Below are 19,986 nucleotides of genomic sequence, written 5' to 3' on the forward strand. Positions count from 1 at the left end.
TGCTTGCTACCGGTCGATCCCGAGCGCCGTCAGTTTCTTGTACAGCGTCGCCCGGCCGATGCCGATGCGCGCGGCCGCTTCGACCACCTTCCCGTCGCAAGCCGCAAGCGCGTCGATCAGGAACTGGCGCTCCCACGCGGCCAATGCATCGGTATACGAAACGACCGGCGCATCAGGCGCCCCCGCTGCATCGTCCGCATCCCGGCCGACCGGCGACGGAGCAGCCCGCATGCCTGCCGGCACCGCATCCGACACCACGCGCACCGGCCCGAGGAACGGCGCGAGCGCACCCGCATCGATCACCGAGCGGTCCGACAGCATCAGCGCACGCTCGAGCGTGTTGCGCAGTTCACGTACGTTGCCCGGCCACGGGTACGCGCACAGCATCCGCAGCGCATCGTCGGTCAGTTCGCAGTGCGCAGCGCGACCGTGCTGCGCAGCGAGCTCCTCGAGCGTTGCGTAGACGAGCGCCGCGATGTCGGACGCCCGCTCGCGCAACGGCGGCGCGTGGATCGTCAGCACATTGAGCCGGTAATAGAGATCCGCGCGAAAGCGGCCGGCCTCGACCAGCGCGGGCAGGTCGGCCGACGTCGCGGCGATGATCCGCACGTCGGCGCGCACGATCCGGTTCGAGCCAACCGGTTCGAACTCCTTGTCCTGCAATACGCGCAGCAGCTTGCCCTGCAGCGGCAGCGGCATGTCGCCTATTTCGTCGAGAAACAGCGTGCCGCGATCGGCCAGCTCGAACTTGCCGACGCGTCCCTTGCGATCGGCGCCGGTATATGCGCCCGGCGCCGCGCCGAAGAATTCGGTTTCGAGCAGCGTGTCGGGAATCGCGGCCACGTTGACGGTCACGAGCGGCTGAAGCGCGCGCGCCGACGCCGCGTGAATCGCATGCGCGAGCAGTTCCTTGCCGGTGCCCGTCTCGCCGAGCAGCAGCACCGGCGAATCGACCTGTGCGGCGCGCCGCGCCTGCCGCTTGGTTTCGAGGCTTGCGGCGCTCGTGCCGACGAAACTCGCGAACGTGTATTTCGCACGGCGTGCCTGCGCGAGCGAACGCTGCGTTGCGATCAACTGCTGCTGAAGCTGCACGTAACGGGAAAAGATCGGCGTGAGCGTCTTCAGCTGGTCGAACAGTGCGAAGCCGATCGCGCCGACCGTCTCGCCCGTCTCGTTCTTCAACGGCAGGCGCGTGACGACGAGCGGCTCGCGGCCCGTCTCCATGATGTCGAGCAGGATCGGCTGTCCGGTCGACACGACCTCGCGCATCAGGCTGTTCGGAATCACCGCCTCGCAGTCGAGGCCGACCGCCTGCTGCGGATCGGCGAACCCGAATCGCGCCGCATAACGCTCGTTCATCCACACGACGCGCGCGTCGCGATCGACGACCACCGTGCCCGCGCTCGAATCCTCGAAAGTCTGAAACAGCGACTCTGCGGCGCGCCGCAGCACGTCGCCGTAATTGACGGGCAGGCGGGCCCAGTCGTTCATCATCGTGTCGTTGTCTCCGCGTATGCTTGGCCGGACGTCTCCGGAACGAGACGCAGTATCTCATTTCGGAGACGCCCCGGAATGCCTTGTCCGGGAAAGCCCTGCCCGATTCAGCGGGCGGTCCTGGCGGCCGAATCGTCTCCCGATGGAGACGATTTATGTAGAATCTTCAGACATTGGCCGGCGCGGGCCCGTCGGCCTGCGCCGGATCCACGTCCGGCGGCGCAATCCGGCCGATGGCACGAAACCTGCACGAACCTGAGCCGGTTCGCGGCGCGTCCCGCGATCGAACAACAACCAAAGCCATTCCAAGCTATTAGGAGACTCCCCTTGTCTTTCGTGATCGTCCTCGCCGCGCTGGCGTTCCTGATGTTCGCCGCGTATCGCGGCTACAGCGTGATCCTGTTCGCGCCGATCGCCGCGCTCGGCGCGGTCCTGCTGATCGAACCCGCCGCCGTCGCACCGGTCTTCTCCGGCATCTTCATGGAGAAAATGGTCGGCTTCGTCAAACTGTATTTCCCGGTCTTCATGCTCGGTGCCGTGTTCGGCAAGGTGATCGAGCTGTCCGGGTTCTCCGAGTCGATCGTCCATGCCGCGATCCGCTACATCGGCCGCTCGCGTGCGAATGCGGTGATCGTCGCGGTGTGCGCGCTGCTCACCTATGGCGGCGTGTCGCTGTTCGTCGTGGTGTTCGCCGTGTATCCGTTCGCGGCCGAACTCTATCGCCAGAGCAATATTCCGAAGCGGCTGATGCCCGGCGCGATCGCGCTCGGCGCGTTCTCGTTCACGATGGATTCGCTGCCCGGCACGCCGCAGATCCAGAACATCATCCCGACCACGTTCTTCAAGACGACCGCCTGGGCCGCACCCGTGCTCGGCACGATCGGCTCGCTGTTCATCATCGTCGTCGGCCTCTCGTATCTGGAATGGCGCCGCCGTTCGGCGATGGCAAAGGGCGAAGGCTACGGCACGTCGCTCGTCAACGAGCCGGAGCGCGTCGAAGCGACGGCATTGCCGAATCCGGCGCTGGCGATCCTGCCGCTGATCCTCGTCGGCGCATCGAACTTCACGTTCACGAAACTGATCCCGCAGTGGTACGGCGCCGCGTCGTACACGGTCGCGCCAGACGTGCTGCCGGGCGTGCATACGCCGGTCACGACGTCGATCAAGACCGTCGTCGCGATCTGGTCGGTCGAGGCCGCGCTGCTGCTCGGCATCGTGCTGGTCGTCCTGACCGCGTTCAAGCGCGTCAGCGACCGCTTCGCGGCCGGTTCGAAGGCCGCCGTCGGCGGCGCGCTGCTCGCCGCGATGAACACGGCGTCGGAATATGGTTTCGGCGGCGTGATCGCCGCGCTGCCGGGCTTCCTCGTCGTCAGCGATGCGCTGAAGAGCATTCCGAACCCGCTCGTGAACGCGGCCGTGTCGGTCAGCTCGCTCGCCGGCATCACCGGTTCGGCGTCGGGCGGCATGAGCATCGCGCTCGCCGCGATGTCGGACCTGTTCATCAAGGGCGCGCAGGCAGCCAACATCCCGATGGACGTGCTGCACCGGGTCGTCGCGATGGCCAGCGGCGGCATGGACACGCTGCCGCACAACGGCGCAGTCATCACGCTGCTCGCGGTCACGGGCCTCACGCACCGCGAGTCGTATCGCGACATCTTCGCGGTGACCGTGATCAAGACGCTCGCGGTGTTCTTCGTGATCGCCGTGTACTACACGACGGGTCTCGTGTAAGTCTGCGCATGCGGCGGCGTTCCGAACGCCGCCGCGCCGCGCCGCGTCCGGCCGCATCGCCGCGGCCCGCGCACCTTCCTTCCTCTGCACGCCAAGCCTGGGCAACCGGCCCTGCATCGTCGAAGCAGGCGGCGCAACGCCGGTCGCGACGCGCCGCTCCCTCCCGATACCTCCGCATGCAAGCCGGGGCGAATCGCCGGGGTTCTCATCCGCCGGCTCATCCCCCGCCCGATCGGAGCCGCACGGTGCCACACCGCCGCGCGGCCCGCACGGCCCGACGCCCGTCACGCACCGCCATCCGGCACGGTCCGTCCCGCCATCCATTGTTACCGGCAGCAGAACACTGCGTTGGGCGCGATCGCATTTTTCGCGCGCGCGGCCGGGCCTACACTGCTTTCAACCGCCGCCGCTTCGTCGAACGAAGGCCGGACGCCCAGTTGGAAACATGGAGGTCACGATCATGAAGCGCCTGATTCACGCAGTTGCCGTTGCCCTGGCCGTATCCGCGCCGCTCGCCGCGCAAGCGCAGTCGAACCCGCCGCTCACGCGCGCGCAGGTTCACGCCGAAGTGAAGGCGCTCAAGCAGGCCGGCTTCCAGCCGAGCGACTGGTTCTACCCGGCCAGCATCGTTTCCGCCGAAGCGAAGATCGCCCGTCAGCAGAGTGCCGGGTATGGCAGCGATCAAGGCGCATCGTCGGAGTCGAGCCACTAATCGACGTCACGACGCGGCCGTTCCATCCGGCCGCTTTCTCGCAGGCATTCACGCCTTCACCGGTTCGATCAGTTTCGCGCATGCCGCCGCCTGCGGATCGCCCGCAGGCAACTTCGCGCACACCCCGTCGAACTGCTTCACGACCGACCTGACCGACGCGTCGTGCGCGCCGCCGCCGCGCCAGCGATTCAGTTGCGTGACGACCTTGGTCAACGCGCGCAGGTTCGCCCCATAAAACGCATCCTTGGTCTTGCCGGCCTGCGCGAGCACGCTCGCGGCGATCGCCTCGATCCGCGCCGAATCGTCCGGCGCCAGCGCGACCGCGTTCGCGAAATAGGTCGCGCCCCAGCGCAGTTTCGTGGCCGGGCCGCTCGCCGAGTCGTACGCCTTCCGGTACCAGTCGAGCGCCGCGGCCTTGTCGCCGCGCGCCTTCGCATTCGCCGCCAGTCCCGACATGAAGTAGTACGGCGTCGACGAACGCGGCAACTCGGCCTTCAGCAAGACGTCGGATTCGTCGTACAGCCCGGCGTCGGTCAGCGTGTCCGCCGCTTCGCTGACGAGCGCCTGGCGCTCGTACGCGTTCGCGGCGCCCTGCACCGATGCCGCGATCTGCTTGCGTGCGGTATCGATCAGCGCCGGCGCGGCGAGTGGCGCGCCGGCGTGCGCATCGTCGCGCGCGAGCAGCACGCGGCCGTGCAGCGCCATCAGACGGTCGATGGACGACAGCGTCGTATCGGTCGACAGGCGCGCGAGTGCCGTGTCGTACGCGCCGCGCAACTTCGTGCGCTGCGCGGCGTCGCCGCCGAGGTATGCGACCACGCGCGCGGGCGCCGCGACGAGCACGTCCGAATCGGCACGCGCCAGCGCCGGCTCGCGCAGCACCGCGCGCAGCGCGTCGGCGAGCGCCGCCTTGTCGAGGGCGCCGGCCTGTGCGGGATCGTCCGATGCCGCCACCACCGCCGACTTCAGCGCGAACCGCGCGGCGTCCGCCTTCGCGCCGGCCGCACGCGCACGTTGCGACAGCGTCTGCAGCGTCACCGCGACACGGTCGGCCGGCACCGGCAGCGCGCCGTCGGTGTCCCAGGAATAGTCGGCCAGCAGATGCCATTCGGCTGGCGTCAGTGCCGCGCCGTCGTTCAGCGCGGTCGCGAGCGTCTGCCGCACCGGATGCGCGGCCGTCATCCCGAGCGACAGCGCCTGCATGTAGCGGTCGAGATCGGCCTCGCCTGGCAGCCGCGTCACCTCGGTGCCGTCCGGGCGGAACAGGATCATCGTCGGATAGCCGTGCACCTTGAAGCGCTCGCCGAGTTTCTGCGCGCTTTCGGTATCGCCGTCGAGATACACGGGCACGAAGAACGACGAGCGGGTCTTGAATGCCTGCTGGCTGAAGATCGTCGACTTCACCTGGTTGCACGACGGGCACCACACGGCGCCCCAGTACAGCAGCAGCGGCTTGCCGGTGCGCTTCGCGAGCGCGAACGCGGCATCGACGTCGCCCTGTTGCCACGCGATGCCGGGCGGCAGGTGCGCACTGTCGCCCGACGGGCTCGATACGGCGGCGCCCTGCGGCGCGGTGGTGGCGAACGCCGCACCCGCGGCGGCGAACAGGCAGGCTGCAGTCACGTTACGGAGAACGGTTTTCATCGAGACGAGTTCCGTTGAAAGAGACGGTTGCGGGAAGCGGCGAAACGAAAACACGATGAAGCAACGAAGGGCATCGACGGATGGCGTCACGCATGCCGGAATCGACCGAGCGCGTCACGCAGGCATCGACAAGGAAAGCCACGTCCGGCCGCTGCATGCTCACATCGCGCAGCCGTGTCGACCGCGACAATCGCGACGACCGGCAAATCGCTCGACGATACGATTCATGCGGCCGGTTGAAAACGAACGAATTCTCGAATGGATATGACGTGCGCTTCGTCGACAGCCTCCCGTCATGCCGCCCGATCCCATGCACGAATGCACTGTTCGCGCAGGCGTTCGAGCCGCTGCCGTCATTTCTCGCGCGACGTAAACGGATGCTGGAGCGTGTTCATATACACCGCGGGGTGCGACGATGATCTGCCGGATCGCGTCGACGTCGTGCGTCTCGCCGTGCCGGATCGTGATATCGGTCATGACTGGGTGGAGTCGAAGGTATCGGGCCGGGGCATGTCGCCGCGCGAGCGCAACAACACATCGAGCTTATCCGATTTCATGCGAACGAAACATGGTCGACGCACAAGTCTATAACGTTGCACGCGCAACGACATGGCGTCACGTCGCCTTCAGGAATCGGCAATTTCTTACCGCCATCACCCGCACAAATCGGTAATTTCCGACCGCTCCAACATCCGCACCGCGCGTCGCTTGTTCGTTGCGCACGCAACGTCACGAACGCACAGCGTGCCGAATCCCGGCAACGGCTGTCGCGCGCGTTGCCATACGAGCTGCATGCGAGCGCGCAGATCGACGCCCGCAAGGGCACCGTCACGCAGACGATCGCGAACACGGGCCGCGCGGCAGCGGTGTTCCACATCACGACAAGCTGCACCTCGACCGCGCGCCACGCCGCTACGTCGTCGAACCGGACAAGGCCCTGCGCGGCGACTGGGCGGCGCTGGCCGACGACGGCGGCAAATATGACCTGTGGATGCTTGGCCCGAACGGCTATCACCATCGCTTCACCGGCGACCTCGCCCACTGGTACGACTTCGTCGTCACCGCCGACAGCGACGCCATCTTCTCGCCCCGCGTGACCGGCCGCGTCGAAACGGGTCGCCACTCGGTCAGCGCCCCGGCGATGGGGCTCACCGGCCGCTTCCGACGGCACTGCCCCCGCCCGACCCGAGCACCGGCCGGGCGCCGGGCGCGGCGCGGTCCGATCCGGCTGAAACGCCCGCCCGGCGCGGCTCATACATCAGAGGGATCGGTGGTGCAGCCCTCATTTCGGGTCCACGAAAATGCTCCGTATTGCCGCCCGTTCGCGTTAAACTTCATCAAGCTGCATTCAACAACGACATCTTCGCCAATCTGGCACACACGACACGAGGATAGGTTCGATGCGCACAACCGGCTCATCCGGGGCAATGACCCTGCTCACCGAACACGACCCGGCCGATGGCCGCGAACTGCGCTCGCTCAGGCTCGAATCGACCGGCGACGGCAAGAGCGTGCTGCTGATCGAGATCGACGAACGCAAGCCCGGCATTCACCGCGAAGTCCGCTACGAGATCACGCCGGCCGAACTGATCGCGGCGATCCGCTCGCACGGCGCCGAGCTGCCCGGCGAAAACCACGGCGCCGCCTCGCTCGCCCGCACCCCTTCCTGATGTCGAATGGTGAGCCGCGTGCAATGCACTGGCTCACCGTTCTGTCCGCATTTCCCTGCCGCCGTCAGGCGCTTTCCGTCATTCCCCTCCGCCCGCTTGAAAATGGCCGATAATCGGCCCATTCGCGTACCTTCCTCACGCGCTCCCTTTTCGGCCAGCCGTCATGCTCCGTGACCTCGTCGCCCAATACGGGCCGCTTCTCGTCTTCGCCAACGTCCTGGCGGCGGCCATCGGCCTGCCCGTGCCGGCGATGCCGACGCTCGTGCTGTTCGGCGCGATGGCCGCGATGCATCCGGCGATGATCGGCTCGCAGCTCCTGACGGTGCTGGCGCTGTCGGTCCTCGGCGCGCTGATCGGCGACACCGTGTGGTACGTCGCCGGGCGGCGCTACGGCGGCACGACGCTGAAGACGATCTGCCGGCTGTCGCTGTCGCGCGATACCTGCGTGAGGAAAACCGAACGCTTCTTCGGCCGCTACGGCGTGCGCGTGCTCGCGGTCGCCCGCTTCATTCCGGGGCTGTCGCTCGTGTCGGTGCCGATGGCCGGCGCGCTCGGCACGCGCTATCGCACGTTCGCCGGCTACGATGCGCTCGGCGCCGCGCTGTGGACGACCGTCGGGCTCGTCGCGGGGCTCGTGTTCTATCGACAGATCGACTGGCTGTTCGCCGGCGCGAGCCGGCTCGGCCGCGCGGTGCTGCTGGTGATCGTCGCGCTGCTGGCCGTCTATGCGGCCGTGCGCTGGATGCGCCGCCGTGCGCTGATCCGCCAGCTCGCGAGCGCGCGGATCGGCGTCGACGAACTCGACCTGCTGCTGCGCGACGCGGCCGCGCCGGTGGTGCTCGACGTGCGTTCGCCCGAGCACCGCAAGCTCGACCCGTTCACGATTCCGGGCGCGCAGTTCGCGGACGAGCGGCACATCGAGGACATCGTCGCGCGCTACCCGTTCTCGCAGAAGTTCGTCGTGTATTGCTCGTGCCCGAACGAAGTGACGGCCGCGCTGATGGCCAAGCGCCTGCTCGACGCGGGCTTCACCGATGCGCTGCCGCTGCGCGGCGGCCTCGACGCCTGGCGCGACACGGGCCGCCAGCTCACGTCGCTGGTGGAAGACATCCCCGCCGCGAACGATCCGGTGGCGGGGCTGCACAAGCCGGCCTGATCGAACTGACCGCAGGCCGGCCGCGCGAGACGAGAAATGCCGAAGGGGGCGTTGCGCCCCCCTTCGATCAGAACGCGTGAAGCGGCACGTTCACGACCAGGCGGTATTCCTTGTTGGTCGCGTCCGAGTAGTGCGCGGAACCGTTGTGCCACATCGCGATGAACGTGACCTTCGTGTCCTTCAGCTTGCCGCTCTGGAACGTGTACGACGGGATGAAGCCGAACTCGTGGTGACGGCCCTGCACCGGTGCACCGTTGCTCCAGTAGATGCTCGACTTGCTCGGATCCGCCGCCGCGCCCGCGCTCGCATCCGCGCCCCAGCCCGTCACACCCCACACCATCGCCTTGAAGCCCGGCAGGCCCGCTTCCTTGCCGTAGAACGTGTAACGCAGCTGCAGCGACTTTTCGTGCGGCGCGTTGTAGTCGACGTCCATCGAGTTGGTCAGGAAGATGCCGTTGGTTTCGTTCAGGTAGTCGAAGAACTGGTCGCCGAGCACCTGCTGATAACCGAGCAGCAGTTCGTGCGGGCCGTGTTGCGCGGCCAGCGACAGGCTGTACGCGTTGTTGTTGATCTTGCCCTGCAGCGCGTCGCCCGTGTCGTGCGTCGAGTAAACGTTACCGAAGCCGGTCCACTTGATCGACTTCGTATCGCCGATGCTGTGCTTCACCGACGCGTAGTACTGGTGCCATACGTCATCGGCCTGGTTTGCGTACAGCGCGACTTCGCCGTCCGGCGAGTAGTCCCACGTGCCGCCGACGTAGGTCAGGCGATTGATGCGCGTGCCGCCGTACTGGGTCGTGAGATTGGTGAGCGTCGTGTGGCCGCGCGCGTCGGTCTTCGTGAAGCTGCCGGCCTCGAGCATCACGTTCTTGAACTCGTTGCTGACGATCGTCGCGCCGAGGAACGTCGGCGGCAGCGCGCGGTTGTCGTGCTGCTCCATGAACGGGTTGTCGACGGCCTGCAGACCGTACTTGACCACCGTGTTCGAGATGCGCGCCTTCACGTCGTAGATGCCCGGATAGGCCCACGCAAGCTGGTTCGAACCGCCGCCGCCCTTCGCGATGTGCACCATGCTGCCGGCGCCGGCGCCGCCGTCGAGCTTCAACGCCGCATACAGCGACGCGTCGAAGCCGATGCCGATCAGGCCGGTCGTGTAGCCGGATTCGAAGTTCGCCATCGCACCCTGGACCCACGCGTGGCGATGCGGTCCGCCCTTGTTGTCGAGCGTGTCCGCATAGTTGCGGAACAGGAAGTTCAGGTGGCTGTCGGCGATGAAGCCGTTCGACTTCGACTGCGCCGAAGGTTCATCCGGCGGCGTGACGGCCTGGTTCGCCTCGGCGTTGATAATGGCGTTCGGGGTCGTTGCCTGCGCAACCGTCGCGCCGGCGGACGGCGCGGCCTGCGCGACCGTCAGCGGTGCGGGGGCCGCGTCGTCGGCGTGCGCGACGCCGCTCAGCGATACGCCGGCAAGCGCAGGCAAGCCCCATGCAAGCAGCATCTTCGATGCCGTCCCGATCGTCTTTTGCTTTTTCATCGTCATTCTCGTCTTGTGTTGATGTCGTCCACGCCGGTCGCGATCCGCTTCCAGCCCCCCGGCGAGCCCGGTTAAGGACGCGCCTTTACCCGCGGCGCGAAGATCGTTCGCGCCGCACCTACCCCTGTTGACCTGCCTGGTTATGTTTGCTGCGTCACTTCATGCCGCCACGCCCGCCCGGATGCACGCGACGCGCGCCGCCGAGCCGTGCCGCACTTCCGGCAGCGGCACGTCCTGCGCGCACGCGTCGATCGCGACCGGGCAGCGCGTGCGAAACGCGCAGCCGGACGGCGGGTTGAGCGGCGACGGCATCTCGCCCGCCAGCAGCATCGGACGGCGAGCACGCTCGCGCGCCGGCTCCGGCGTCGGCGCCGCATCGAGCAGCGCCTTCGTGTACGGGTGCTGCGGCACGCCGTACACGTCATGCCGCGTGCCGAACTCCATCACGCGGCCGAGATACATCACGAGCACGCGCTGGCTGATGGCCTTCACCACCGCCAGGTCGTGCGCGACGAACAGATAGGACAACGACAGTTCGCGTTGCAGATCGCGCAGCAGGTTCACGATCTGCGCCTGGATCGACACGTCGAGTGCCGAGACGGGCTCGTCGCAGATCACGAGCTTCGGCTCGCCGATCAGCGCACGCGCGATGCCGACACGTTGACACTGTCCGCCCGAAAATTCGTGCGGGTAGCGCAGCAGGTGATGCGCGTTCAGGCCGACACGCTCGAGCATCGTGACCACGCGGCGCCGCACTTCGGCGCGGCCGAGGCCGGCGTGGTGCGTGACGAGCGGCTCCGCGACGATCTGTTCGATCGTCATGCGCGGATCGAGCGACGCGAGCGGATCCTGGAAGATCATCTGCACTTCGCGGCGCATCGCGGTGCCGCGCAGGTGGTCGGGCGCGACGGCTTCGCCGCGCCAGCGCACCGTGCCTGCCGTCATCGGCACGAGGCCGATCAGCGCACGCGCGAGCGTCGACTTCCCGCAGCCCGACTCCCCGACGAGCCCGACCGTCTCGCCGCGCTTCACGTCGAACGACACGCCGTCGACCGCACGCAGCGTGCCCTTCGGCGACCACGGATAGCCGCCGAGCGGCACGCGGAAATGCACCTTCAGATCCTCGACGGACAGCAGCGTGTCGCCCGTCGCGCCGGCATTGCGGCGTTCATCGACGCTCATCGCAGACCTCCCGTCAGTTCGGCCAGCGGCCGGTGGCACGCGCGCACCGCGCCGGTGGCGCCATAGGTTTCGAGCGCGGGGCGCGCGGCGCCGCAGCGCTCCTGCGCATACGTGCAGCGTTTCGCGAACGCGCAGCCGGCCGGCGCGGTGCCGGGCATCGGCGGATTGCCGGGAATCGCGACGAGCGGCGCATCGTCGGCGTCGGTCAGGCGCGGCAGCGCGTTGAGCAGACCGATCGTGTACGGATGCGACGGCGCCGCGAAGATCGATTCGGCCGGCGCGTATTCGACGGTGCGGCCCGCATACATGACCATCACGTCGTCCGCGAGGCCTGCCACCACGCCCATGTCGTGCGTGATCAGCACGATCGCGGTGCCGCGCTCGCGGTTCAGCTCGCGCAGCAGATCGATGATCTGCGCCTGCACGGTCACGTCGAGCGCGGTGGTCGGCTCGTCGGCGATCAGGATTTCCGGCTCGGACAGAAGCGCCATCGCGATCATCACGCGCTGGCGCATGCCGCCGGAGAATTCGTGCGGATACATGCGGATGCGGCGCGCCGCGTCGGGAATGCGCACCGACTCGAGCGCCTCGATCGCGCGCCTGGTCGCTTCCTTGCGCGACAGCTTGCGATGCAGTTGCAGCGTCTCGGTCATCTGCCGCTCGATCGTCAGGAACGGATTGAGCGACGTCATCGGATCCTGGAAGATCATCGCGATCCGGTCGCCGCGCACCGCGTTCAGCGCGCGCGTATCCATCTCGAGCAGGTTGTCGCCGCGATAGCGCGCGGTGCCCGTCGTCGTGCCGTTGCCGGCCAGCAGGCCGAGCAGCGCCATCACGGTCTGACTCTTGCCCGAGCCCGATTCGCCGACGATGCCGAGCGTCTTGCCGGCTTCGAGCGAGAACGACACGCCGCTCACGGCGTCGATCGGCGGCGCGTCCTTGCGCGAGAAGCGCACGCCGAGGTTTTCAACTTCCAGCAGTGCAGCCATTTCAGCGATCCTTCGGGTCGAGCGCGTCACGCAGGCCGTCGCCAACGAAGTTCACGCAATAGAGCGTCACGCACAGCATGACGGCCGGCGCCAGCAGCAGCCATGGCATCGATTCCAGTTTCTGCGCGCCGTCCTGGATCAGCACGCCCCAGCTCGTCATCGGCTCCTGCACGCCGAGGCCGAGGAACGACAGCACCGATTCGGTCAGCACGATGTTCGGCACCGACACCGTCGCGTACACGACGACCACGCCGAGCAGGTTCGGCACGACGTGGCGCACCACGATCGACGCCGGCGACACGCCGATCGCGCGCGCCGCGTCGACGAACTCGCGATTGCGCAGCGACAGCGTCTGGCCGCGCACGACGCGCGCCATGTCGATCCACGAGAACGCGCTGATCGTCAGCACGACCAGCATGAACGAGCGGCCGAACAGGGTCATCATCAGGATCGCGATCAACAGATACGGGATCGCGTACATCATGTCGACGACGCGCATCATCGCGGAGTCGACACGGCCGCCCGCGAAGCCGGCGGTCGCGCCCCACGCGACGCCGAACAGGCCGGACACCAGCGTGCCGAGCAGGCCGACCTCGATCGACACGCGGCCGCCGATCAGCGTGCGCACGAGCAGGTCGCGGCCGAGTTCGTCGGTGCCGAACCAGTGCTGGTTCGCGAGCGTCGGCGGCAGGCTGATCGCGCCCCAGTCGCTCGCGGCGGGATCGGCCGCGAGCAGCCACGGGCCGACGAAACATGCGAGCGTGATGAGCGCGAGCAGCACGAGGCTGAACACGGCCGCGCGGTTGTGAAGGAAGCGCGCGAACGCGAGCGCGAGCGGCGAGCGCGAACGCGGCGGCGAGTCGGTCTGCACGGGCAGACTGACGACGGGAGTGGTCGGAGTCATCGCTGTGCCTCGCTCAATAACGGATGCGCGGATCGAGCCACGCGTACGCGAGGTCGACCAGCAGGTTGAACAGCACCGCACAGACGGTCGTCAGCACGACGAGGCCGAGCACCAGCGTGTAGTCGCGGTTGATCGCGCCGTTCACGACGAGCTGCCCGAGCCCCGGCAGCGCGAACACCGATTCGGTGACGACGGCCGCCGTGATCGACGTGATGCAGACCGTGCCGAACAGCGACACGACCGGCATCAGCGCGGGCTTGAGCGCGTGGCGCAGCACGATCGTCGAGCCCGGCAGGCCCTTCGCGCGCGCGGTGCGGATGTAGTTGCTCGACAGCGTCTCGATCATCGAGCCGCGCATCACGCGTGCGAGGAGCGACACGTTGATGAAGGTCAGCAGCACGATCGGCAGCAGCCGGTACTGCCAGCCGCCGTCGCCCCAGCCGCCGGCCGGCAGCCAGCCGTTGCCGGCCGACGTCTTGAGCAGGATCGCGAAGATCCACACCAGCACCGGGCCGAGCACGAACGGCGGCACGACGTTGCCGAAGTTGCCGATCAGCATCACGAAGCGATCGATCAGGCTGTCGCGGCGCACGGCCGCGACGGTACCCAGCAGCACGCCGAACACGATCGAGATCGGGATCGACACACCGCCCACGCCGAGACTCACGGGCAGCGCCTTCTTCACGAGATCGTTCACCGACCAGTCGACGTAACGGAACGACGGGCCGAGATCCCCTTGCAGCAGCGAACCGAGATACAGCAGGTACTGCTTCCACAGCGGCTCGTCGAGGTGGTACTTCGCGTTCAGGTTCGCGAGCGTCGCCGCGGACAGCTGCTTCTCCGTATCGAACGGACCGCCGGGCGTGAAGTGCAGCAGCAGGTAGCAGACGGTGATGACGGCGAGAATCGTCGGCACCGCCCACAACGTGCGCCTCAATGCGTAGGCCAGCATGATCGCTCCGCTCAGTGCTTGATCAGGTACATGTCCTGCGAAGCACGCATGTCGATCACGTTCTTCAGCGAGTAGCCGCCCACGTAGGGCTTCACGAGACGGTCCGCCGAGTACTGGAACAGCGGCACCATCGGCGTGTCGTTCATCGCCGTGTCGTGCGCCTGCGTGAGCAGCGCGGCGCGCGCCTTGTCGTCGAGCTTCTGGTTGCCGTCGTCGACGAACGTGTCGACCTGCTTGTTGCAGTAGCCGACGGTGTTCTGCGAGCTGCCGCAGCGGATCAGGTCGAAGAAGGTCATCGCGTCGTTGTAGTCGGCGAACCAGCCGTCGCGCGCGATCTGCACCTTGCCGTCATGCCGCTCCTTCATCAGCACCTTGAACTCGACGTTCTCGAGCTTCGTGTTGATGCCGAGCTTCGTGCGCCATTCCGATGCGGTGAACAGCGCGACCTTCTTGTGCAGGTCGTTGGTGTTGTACGTGAGCGTGAACGACAGCGGCTTCGCGTCGGAGTAACCAGCCTGCTTCAGCAGGTCCTTCGCGGTCGAGATACGCTTGGCCATCGGCCACGACGCCCATTCCGGCGTGAACGGCTGCACGCCCTTCGTGCCGTTCGGCATCAGGCCGTACATCGGCTTCTCGCCGGCCTGCGTGAGCTTCGACGTCAGCACGTCGCGATCGATCACCATCGACAGCGCCTGGCGCACGCGCTTGTCCTTGAGCGCCGCGTCGCTGTTGTTCAGGTAGTAGTAATAGGTCGCGAGCTGCAGGCCCGGGCGCAGTTCGCCGCCGAACTGCTTGCTGACCTGCTGGAAGATGCCGGACGGGATCGAGTAGCTGTAGTCGATCTGGCCGGCCTGGTACATGCGCATCGCCGTTTCGTCGCTTTCGATCGGCAGGTACGTGACCTTGTTGATCACGACCTTCGGCGCGTTCCAGTACTTCGCGTCCTTCGAGATCACGATGCGGTTGTTCGGCTGCCAGTCGACGAGCTGGTACGCACCGTTGCTGACGATGTTGCCCGGTCGCGTCCATGCGTCGCCGAACTTCGCGACGGTGTCCTTGTTCACCGGCGCGAGCGGCACCATCGCGGTCAGTTCGGGGAAGAACGCGACGGGCACGTCGGTCGTCACTTCCAGCGTGTACGGGTCGACCGCGCGCACGCCGAGCGTCGTCGGCGCGGCCTTGCCGGCGATGATGTCCTTCGAGTTCTTCACGAACTCGACGAGGATCGTGTATTTCGAGCCCGTCTTCGGATCGACGAGGCGCTGCCACGCATAGACGAAATCGGCGGCCGTCACCGGCTGGCCGTTGCTCCACTTCGCGTCGTGACGCAGCTTGAAGATCCACGTCTGCGGCGACTTGCGCTCCCACGACTGCGCGACGCCCGGCACGACCTGGCCGGCTGCATCGATGCGGGCGAGCCCTTCGAACAGGTCGAGGCCGATCGTGTTGCCGGTCCACGACTCGATGTGCGCCGGGTCGAGCGACTCGACTTCGGCGGGCACCTGGCGCGTCAGGTCCTGTTGAGGAGCGAGCGCGACGTTCGACGGAACGGTCACGGCGTGAGCGGCGGGCGTCGTCAGGGCGAGCGCGGCCAGCACGGCCGACATGGCATGCAAGGATTTCATCGTGGCGGTCTTGAGAAGGTTGTTCGGTGAGCGATGCGCGGCGAATGCCGCGGTTACGCGTGAGACGCTGACGGGTTCAGCGATTGAGGAGGCCCGTGATTCTCGTATTGCATCTTAGTATTCCTTACGTTTCTTTCGACAGGCATTCCGTCTCGGAAAACGAAGGAATACCTGTGCGTTAGAACAGCCGCGGTGTACCGACCCAGACCACCACCGACTCGATCTTCGCGGTGTTGACCCAGCTGTGCGGGACCGTCGACTGATAGTGCGAACTGTCGCCGGCCTGCAGGACGAACGTCTTGCCTTCCAGCGTCAGCGACACTTCCCCTTCAATCACATACAGGAACTCCTCTCCTGCATGTGTCGTCACTTCAGACCGCTTCTGCCCCGGCGGCATCCGCACGAGGATCGCCTCGAGCTGACGCCCTTCGGTCACGTTGGTCAGCCTCGCGAACAGGTTCGCCGAATCGGCGAATCCGAAGAAGCGCAACTGATCGCCTCTGCAGACCGAGCGTTCCTCGCTCGGCGTATCCACGAAGTACTGCACCGTCACGCCGAGCGCCTGTGCGATACCGGCCAGCGACGTCAGCGACGGCGACGCGAGCCCGCGTTCGACTTGAGACAGAAACGGCTTCGAAATCCCCGCGGCGGTAGCGGTGTCGTCGAGCGTGCGCTTGAGTCGTTGGCGCAACGCGCGGATCTTGCTGCCCAGTGCTGCGGCAGCGTCTGCCGACTGCGAGTTTTCAGTGGGGGGAACCATAGCAGGCCGAAAAGTGGTCGTCAAAAAATGTTTGATGGAAAGTAACTAAGTTAGATCGATTTGGCTTAGTCTTCGGTTTCGCACACGTCTTCGGTGTTGAGCCCGGTGCACTAAACAGGGCACGAAGCGAGCGAAACGACGCGCTATCTTGCCAGACTCGCCCGCTTCACAGGCAAGCTGCAAGCGGCTCTCCGGGAATTTGCGGAGAACGGGCGCGAAGCTTACAAATAGATGATGAGACAAATGTTCCTGAAAGCTGCTGCCATATCGGGAGTTTCCCTGAGTGGCGCGGACCTGACGCACCGGACCGGCAAACGTTACCATTCGCGCGCCGGTCGGGGCCTTGCACCGCCTTGCCTGGCGGCGTCCGACCCCGGCCCGGGCTAACCGCCCGACTGCTCCATCGCCGACGCAAAGCCTACCCGGCCACAGTGCTCCGGCGCCAGTTCGACCCCCAAGGCGACGCGCGATCCGCGCCGTCCGTTTCAAACGAGATTGATGATGCACGCACCTGTTTCACAGACCCGATCGTTTACGACGGTCTTCCTTATCGAAATGTGGGAGCGCTTCGGCTACTACGGCATGGCCGCGCTCCTGGTCCTCTTCATGGTCGACCGGCTCGGTTTCACCGACAGCCATGCGAACCTGACCTGGGGCGCGTTCACCGCGCTCGTCTACGCGTCGCCGTCGATCGGCGGCTGGATCGGCGACAAGGTGCTCGGCGCCCGTCGCACGATGATCATCGGCGCGGCCGTGCTGTGCGCCGGCTACCTGATGCTGGCGGTGCCGAACGACGCGCTGGCATACATGTATGCGTCGCTCGGCGTGATCGTCGTCGGCAACGGCCTGTTCAAGGCCAACGCGGCGAACCTCGTGCGCCGCATCTACGAAGGCGACGATGCGCGCATCGACAGCGCGTTCACGATCTATTACATGGCGGTCAACATCGGCTCGACCGTGTCGATGCTCGCGACGCCGTGGATCAAGGATCACTGGGGCTGGCACACCGCGTTCGCGGTCTGCTGCGCCGGCATGCTGCTCGCGATCCTGAACTTCATGCTGATGCACCGCACGCTCGCGCACATCGGCTCGCAGCCCGACGACGAACCGATCCGCTGGAAGCGCCTCGGCGGCGTGGCGGCAGGCGGCGTCGCGCTCGCGCTGATCACGCTGTACGTGCTGCAGCACAAGCAGCTCGCGGTCGCGAGCGTGTGGACGGCCGCATTCGCGATTCTCGCGATCTTCGCGTACATGATCGCGAAGTCGGAGCGCTCGGAGCGCGCGGGCCTGATCGCGGCGCTCGTGCTGATCGGCCAGGTGATCCTGTTCTTCATCTTCTACGTGCAGATGTCGACGTCGCTGACGCTGTTCGCGCTGCGCAACGTCGATCCGCGCTTCATGCTGTTCGGCACGACGCTGTTCACGTGGAGCGCCGCGCAGTTCCAGGCGCTGAACCCGATCTGGATCATGATGCTGAGCCCGGTGCTCGTGTGGGTCTACAACGCGGTCGCGAAGAGCGGCCGTGACCTGCCGGTCGCGGCGAAGTATGCACTCGGCTTCGGCGCGGTGGCGGCCGGCTACCTGGTGTTCACGATCAGCGGCCGCTACGCGGTGGACGGTCGCGTGTCGTCGTGGTTCATGGTGTGGGGCTACGGCCTCTACTCGCTCGGCGAACTGCTGGTGAGCGGCCTCGGCCTCGCAATGATCGCCCGCTACGTGCCGGCGCGCATGAGCGGCTTCATGATGGGCGCGTATTTCGTCGCGACGGGTGTGTCGCAGTATCTGGGCAGCGTCGTCGCGAACTTCGCGCAGATGCCGTCGCACGACCTGCCGGCCACCGAATCGCTGCCGCTCTACCTGTCGCTGTTCGAGAAGCTCGGCTGGCTCGCCGCGATCGGCATGCTGCTCGCACTGCTGCTGCTGCCGATGATGAACCGCCTGTCGCGTCAGCATCAGCGCTGCGCGGAAGAGCGCCGCGAAGAAGAAGCCGTTCAGGCGCAGGCGATGGCCTCGGCGCAGTAAGTACTATCCCTCGGCGTGCGGCCTGCACGCCACATTCTCCCGCCAGCGCGGCCAGCACGTCCTACACTGGTTGCAACGGCGCATCCGCTCCGTCGCGATGCGCACTGGCGGGAGAAGATCATGAAAAGCAAAACGACTCGGCTCTTGAGGATACTGTCGGATATCCGGCACGCGCAGCGCTGCACCGCGTTGCGCGCCGCCCGGGCCGCGGCCGAAGCCGACGCGGTGCTCGCGGAGCAGGACGACCCGAAGTCCGACGAACGCGACGACGCAGAATCCGACGACGCGACCGCCGTCCCCCGCTCCCGCATCGGCTCACCTCACTGAGCGCACCTGCGCCGCGCGGCACCCTGCGTGCCGCCTCCGTGCTTCCGCGTTGCCGATGCTTCCGTGGCGCTCATGCGGTCGCGCCGCGCCAGCGCGCGAACCACGTTCCCGAACCCGCCACGGCCATCATCAGCCCGACCGCGCATGCGTCGGCCGCGAAGCCCACGCCGATGTGCCGCAGCTCGGCGCCGTTCGCGACCGGATGCAGCAGCGAATCGATGACGAGCGAAATCGCCGCGCCCGCGACGAAGCAGATCAGGCCGCGCCGGCCGACCGCGACGACCGGCTGAACGGCCTGCGCGATGCGCGCGATCCAGCCGCGGCGCACGCAATCGGCCATCAGCCACGCGATCGCCGCGAAGCTCACGATGCGCGGCAGCGCGAGATCGCGCTTGAGCACGCCTTCCGGCACCGGCAGCCCCGAGAACAGCTTGTAGCTCGCGCAACCGAGCACAATCGCGCACGCGACACCGGTCGCCGCGGCGCTCCAGCGCCCGAGCGCGACGTGCCGGTAGAACGGCTGGCAGCGCGCGAGCACGCCGGCGACGAACATCAGTTGCCATGCAAACGGGTTGAAGCTCCAGCGAAACCCGTCGGTGTCCAGCAGTTCGGGGCCGAGCCAGCCGGCCGCGAGCCACGACGCCGCGCTCGACGCGACGAGCAGCCACGGATGGCGGCGCGCGAACGGCACGATCACCGGCGACGCGAGCGCGAACAGCACGTACATCGGCAGCACCGACGCGAGATACGGCTGGCGCTGGAACGTGAGCAGCTCGGCCGCGCCCGTGAGCGGCGACGCGAGCATCACGCTGACGTCGTCGAGCGCGAGGTTCGGCGCGTCGATCCCGAAATGGTCGAGCACGGCGGACACGACGAGCATCAGCGTCGACGTCGCGAGAAACGCGCGATAGATCTGCATCGCGCGGTGCACGAACCGCCGCTGCGCGGCGCGCGCGCCGTGCCGGTCGGCGATCGCGCCGTACGCGCTCGCGGTCGCGAAGCCGCCGAGGAACACGAACACCTCGGCCGCGTCGCACAGCGCGAATGCGTGGAGCGTCACGCGCGACAGCATGCTCGCGCCGATGTGATCGACGACGATCATCAGCAGCACGATGCCGCGGAAGAAATCGACTTCGATCAGGCGGCCGCCGCGCGCCGGCGGCATCGAGACGGCGGGCGGCATGCTCAACGACATGGTCGCACCTGCGCGACGACGGCGCGGCACGCACCGGTGGAAGATTCGGAAAGGAGAAGGCGAACGCGATCGGCGGCGATGCGCGTATG

General features: G+C 67.0%; 16 protein-coding genes and 2 pseudogenes. 7 read left to right on the forward strand and 11 right to left on the reverse strand.

Features of this window, described 5'->3' with window-relative positions; genetic code table 11:
* Positions 1-6: 6 nt before the first annotated feature.
* The gene (locus WS49_RS13020) at positions 7-1,494 is read right to left on the reverse strand and encodes a sigma-54 interaction domain-containing protein (protein WP_059528786.1); all 1,488 of its coding nucleotides are present in this window, start codon (positions 1,492-1,494) and stop codon (positions 7-9) included.
* Between the two features lie 327 nt (positions 1,495-1,821).
* Here WS49_RS13020 and WS49_RS13025 point away from each other — a divergent pair, with 327 nt between their 5' ends.
* Together WS49_RS13025 and WS49_RS13030 are read left to right on the forward strand one after the other, a co-directional pair.
* Positions 1,822-3,225 carry a GntP family permease gene (locus WS49_RS13025; protein ID WP_059528789.1) on the forward strand — a complete coding sequence of 468 codons (1,404 nt, stop codon included), beginning with the start codon at positions 1,822-1,824 and terminating at the stop codon, positions 3,223-3,225.
* A 460-nt stretch (positions 3,226-3,685) separates the two neighbouring features.
* Positions 3,686-3,937, forward strand: a complete 252-nt coding sequence (locus WS49_RS13030) for a DUF4148 domain-containing protein (RefSeq protein WP_059529113.1) — start codon at positions 3,686-3,688, stop codon at positions 3,935-3,937.
* A 48-nt stretch (positions 3,938-3,985) separates the two neighbouring features.
* On the opposite strand, the gene WS49_RS13035 is transcribed toward WS49_RS13030, so the two are convergent.
* On the reverse strand, positions 3,986-5,581 hold the full coding sequence (locus WS49_RS13035; protein ID WP_059528792.1) for a thioredoxin family protein: 1,596 nt from the start codon (positions 5,579-5,581) through the stop codon (positions 3,986-3,988).
* A gap of 356 nt (positions 5,582-5,937) precedes the next feature.
* Positions 5,938-6,058: pseudogene (locus WS49_RS36370) on the reverse strand (GNAT family N-acetyltransferase); the annotation flags it as partial.
* A 284-nt stretch (positions 6,059-6,342) separates the two neighbouring features.
* Between WS49_RS36370 and WS49_RS33475 the strand changes: the two are divergent.
* The 3 genes and pseudogenes from WS49_RS33475 to WS49_RS13045 form a co-directional block, all read left to right on the forward strand.
* Positions 6,343-6,743: pseudogene (locus tag WS49_RS33475) on the forward strand (phospholipase domain-containing protein); the annotation flags it as partial.
* A gap of 238 nt (positions 6,744-6,981) precedes the next feature.
* Positions 6,982-7,251: a hypothetical protein gene (locus WS49_RS13040; protein ID WP_040138862.1), complete on the forward strand. Its 270-nt coding sequence runs from the start codon at positions 6,982-6,984 to the stop codon at positions 7,249-7,251.
* Positions 7,252-7,414: 163 nt separating this feature from the next.
* Positions 7,415-8,407, forward strand: a complete 993-nt coding sequence (locus tag WS49_RS13045; RefSeq protein ID WP_059528794.1) for a DedA family protein/thiosulfate sulfurtransferase GlpE — start codon at positions 7,415-7,417, stop codon at positions 8,405-8,407.
* Positions 8,408-8,474: 67 nt separating this feature from the next.
* Here WS49_RS13045 and WS49_RS13050 read toward each other — a convergent pair whose 3' ends face one another.
* From WS49_RS13050 to WS49_RS13080, 7 genes are all read right to left on the reverse strand, one after another.
* Entirely contained in the window at positions 8,475-9,941 is a 1,467-nt protein-coding gene (locus WS49_RS13050) for an OprD family porin (RefSeq protein ID WP_059529116.1), read from the reverse strand.
* A 159-nt stretch (positions 9,942-10,100) separates the two neighbouring features.
* Positions 10,101-11,123, reverse strand: a complete 1,023-nt coding sequence (locus WS49_RS13055) for an ABC transporter ATP-binding protein (protein ID WP_059528798.1) — start codon at positions 11,121-11,123, stop codon at positions 10,101-10,103.
* Positions 11,120-12,112 (reverse strand): ABC transporter ATP-binding protein, encoded by a 993-nt coding sequence (locus tag WS49_RS13060; RefSeq protein ID WP_059528801.1) that lies wholly within the window; start codon positions 12,110-12,112, stop codon positions 11,120-11,122. The genes WS49_RS13055 and WS49_RS13060 overlap by 4 nt, the downstream gene beginning before the upstream one ends.
* 1 nt (position 12,113) lies before the next feature.
* The gene (locus WS49_RS13065; RefSeq protein WP_059528804.1) at positions 12,114-13,016 is read right to left on the reverse strand and encodes an ABC transporter permease; all 903 of its coding nucleotides are present in this window, start codon (positions 13,014-13,016) and stop codon (positions 12,114-12,116) included.
* A gap of 13 nt (positions 13,017-13,029) precedes the next feature.
* Positions 13,030-13,968 carry an ABC transporter permease subunit gene (locus WS49_RS13070; protein WP_059528807.1) on the reverse strand — a complete coding sequence of 313 codons (939 nt, stop codon included), beginning with the start codon at positions 13,966-13,968 and terminating at the stop codon, positions 13,030-13,032.
* A gap of 11 nt (positions 13,969-13,979) precedes the next feature.
* The gene (locus WS49_RS13075; RefSeq protein ID WP_059528810.1) at positions 13,980-15,593 is read right to left on the reverse strand and encodes a peptide ABC transporter substrate-binding protein; all 1,614 of its coding nucleotides are present in this window, start codon (positions 15,591-15,593) and stop codon (positions 13,980-13,982) included.
* Between the two features lie 178 nt (positions 15,594-15,771).
* The gene (locus WS49_RS13080; RefSeq protein ID WP_059448921.1) at positions 15,772-16,353 is read right to left on the reverse strand and encodes a cupin domain-containing protein; all 582 of its coding nucleotides are present in this window, start codon (positions 16,351-16,353) and stop codon (positions 15,772-15,774) included.
* 498 nt (positions 16,354-16,851) lie between these two features.
* Here WS49_RS13080 and WS49_RS13085 point away from each other — a divergent pair, with 498 nt between their 5' ends.
* On the forward strand, positions 16,852-18,375 hold the full coding sequence (locus WS49_RS13085) for a peptide MFS transporter (RefSeq protein ID WP_059528813.1): 1,524 nt from the start codon (positions 16,852-16,854) through the stop codon (positions 18,373-18,375).
* 120 nt (positions 18,376-18,495) lie between these two features.
* Complete coding sequence (locus WS49_RS13090; protein ID WP_059528816.1) at positions 18,496-18,702, forward strand: hypothetical protein; 207 nt, start codon at positions 18,496-18,498, stop codon at positions 18,700-18,702.
* Between the two features lie 70 nt (positions 18,703-18,772).
* On the opposite strand, the gene WS49_RS13095 is transcribed toward WS49_RS13090, so the two are convergent.
* Entirely contained in the window at positions 18,773-19,897 is a 1,125-nt protein-coding gene (locus WS49_RS13095; RefSeq protein ID WP_059528819.1) for an OpgC domain-containing protein, read from the reverse strand.
* Positions 19,898-19,986: the final 89 nt, after the last annotated feature.

It is taken from the genome of Burkholderia sp. RF7-non_BP4 (assembly GCF_001521935.1).
GTDB lineage: Bacteria > Pseudomonadota > Gammaproteobacteria > Burkholderiales > Burkholderiaceae > Burkholderia > Burkholderia diffusa.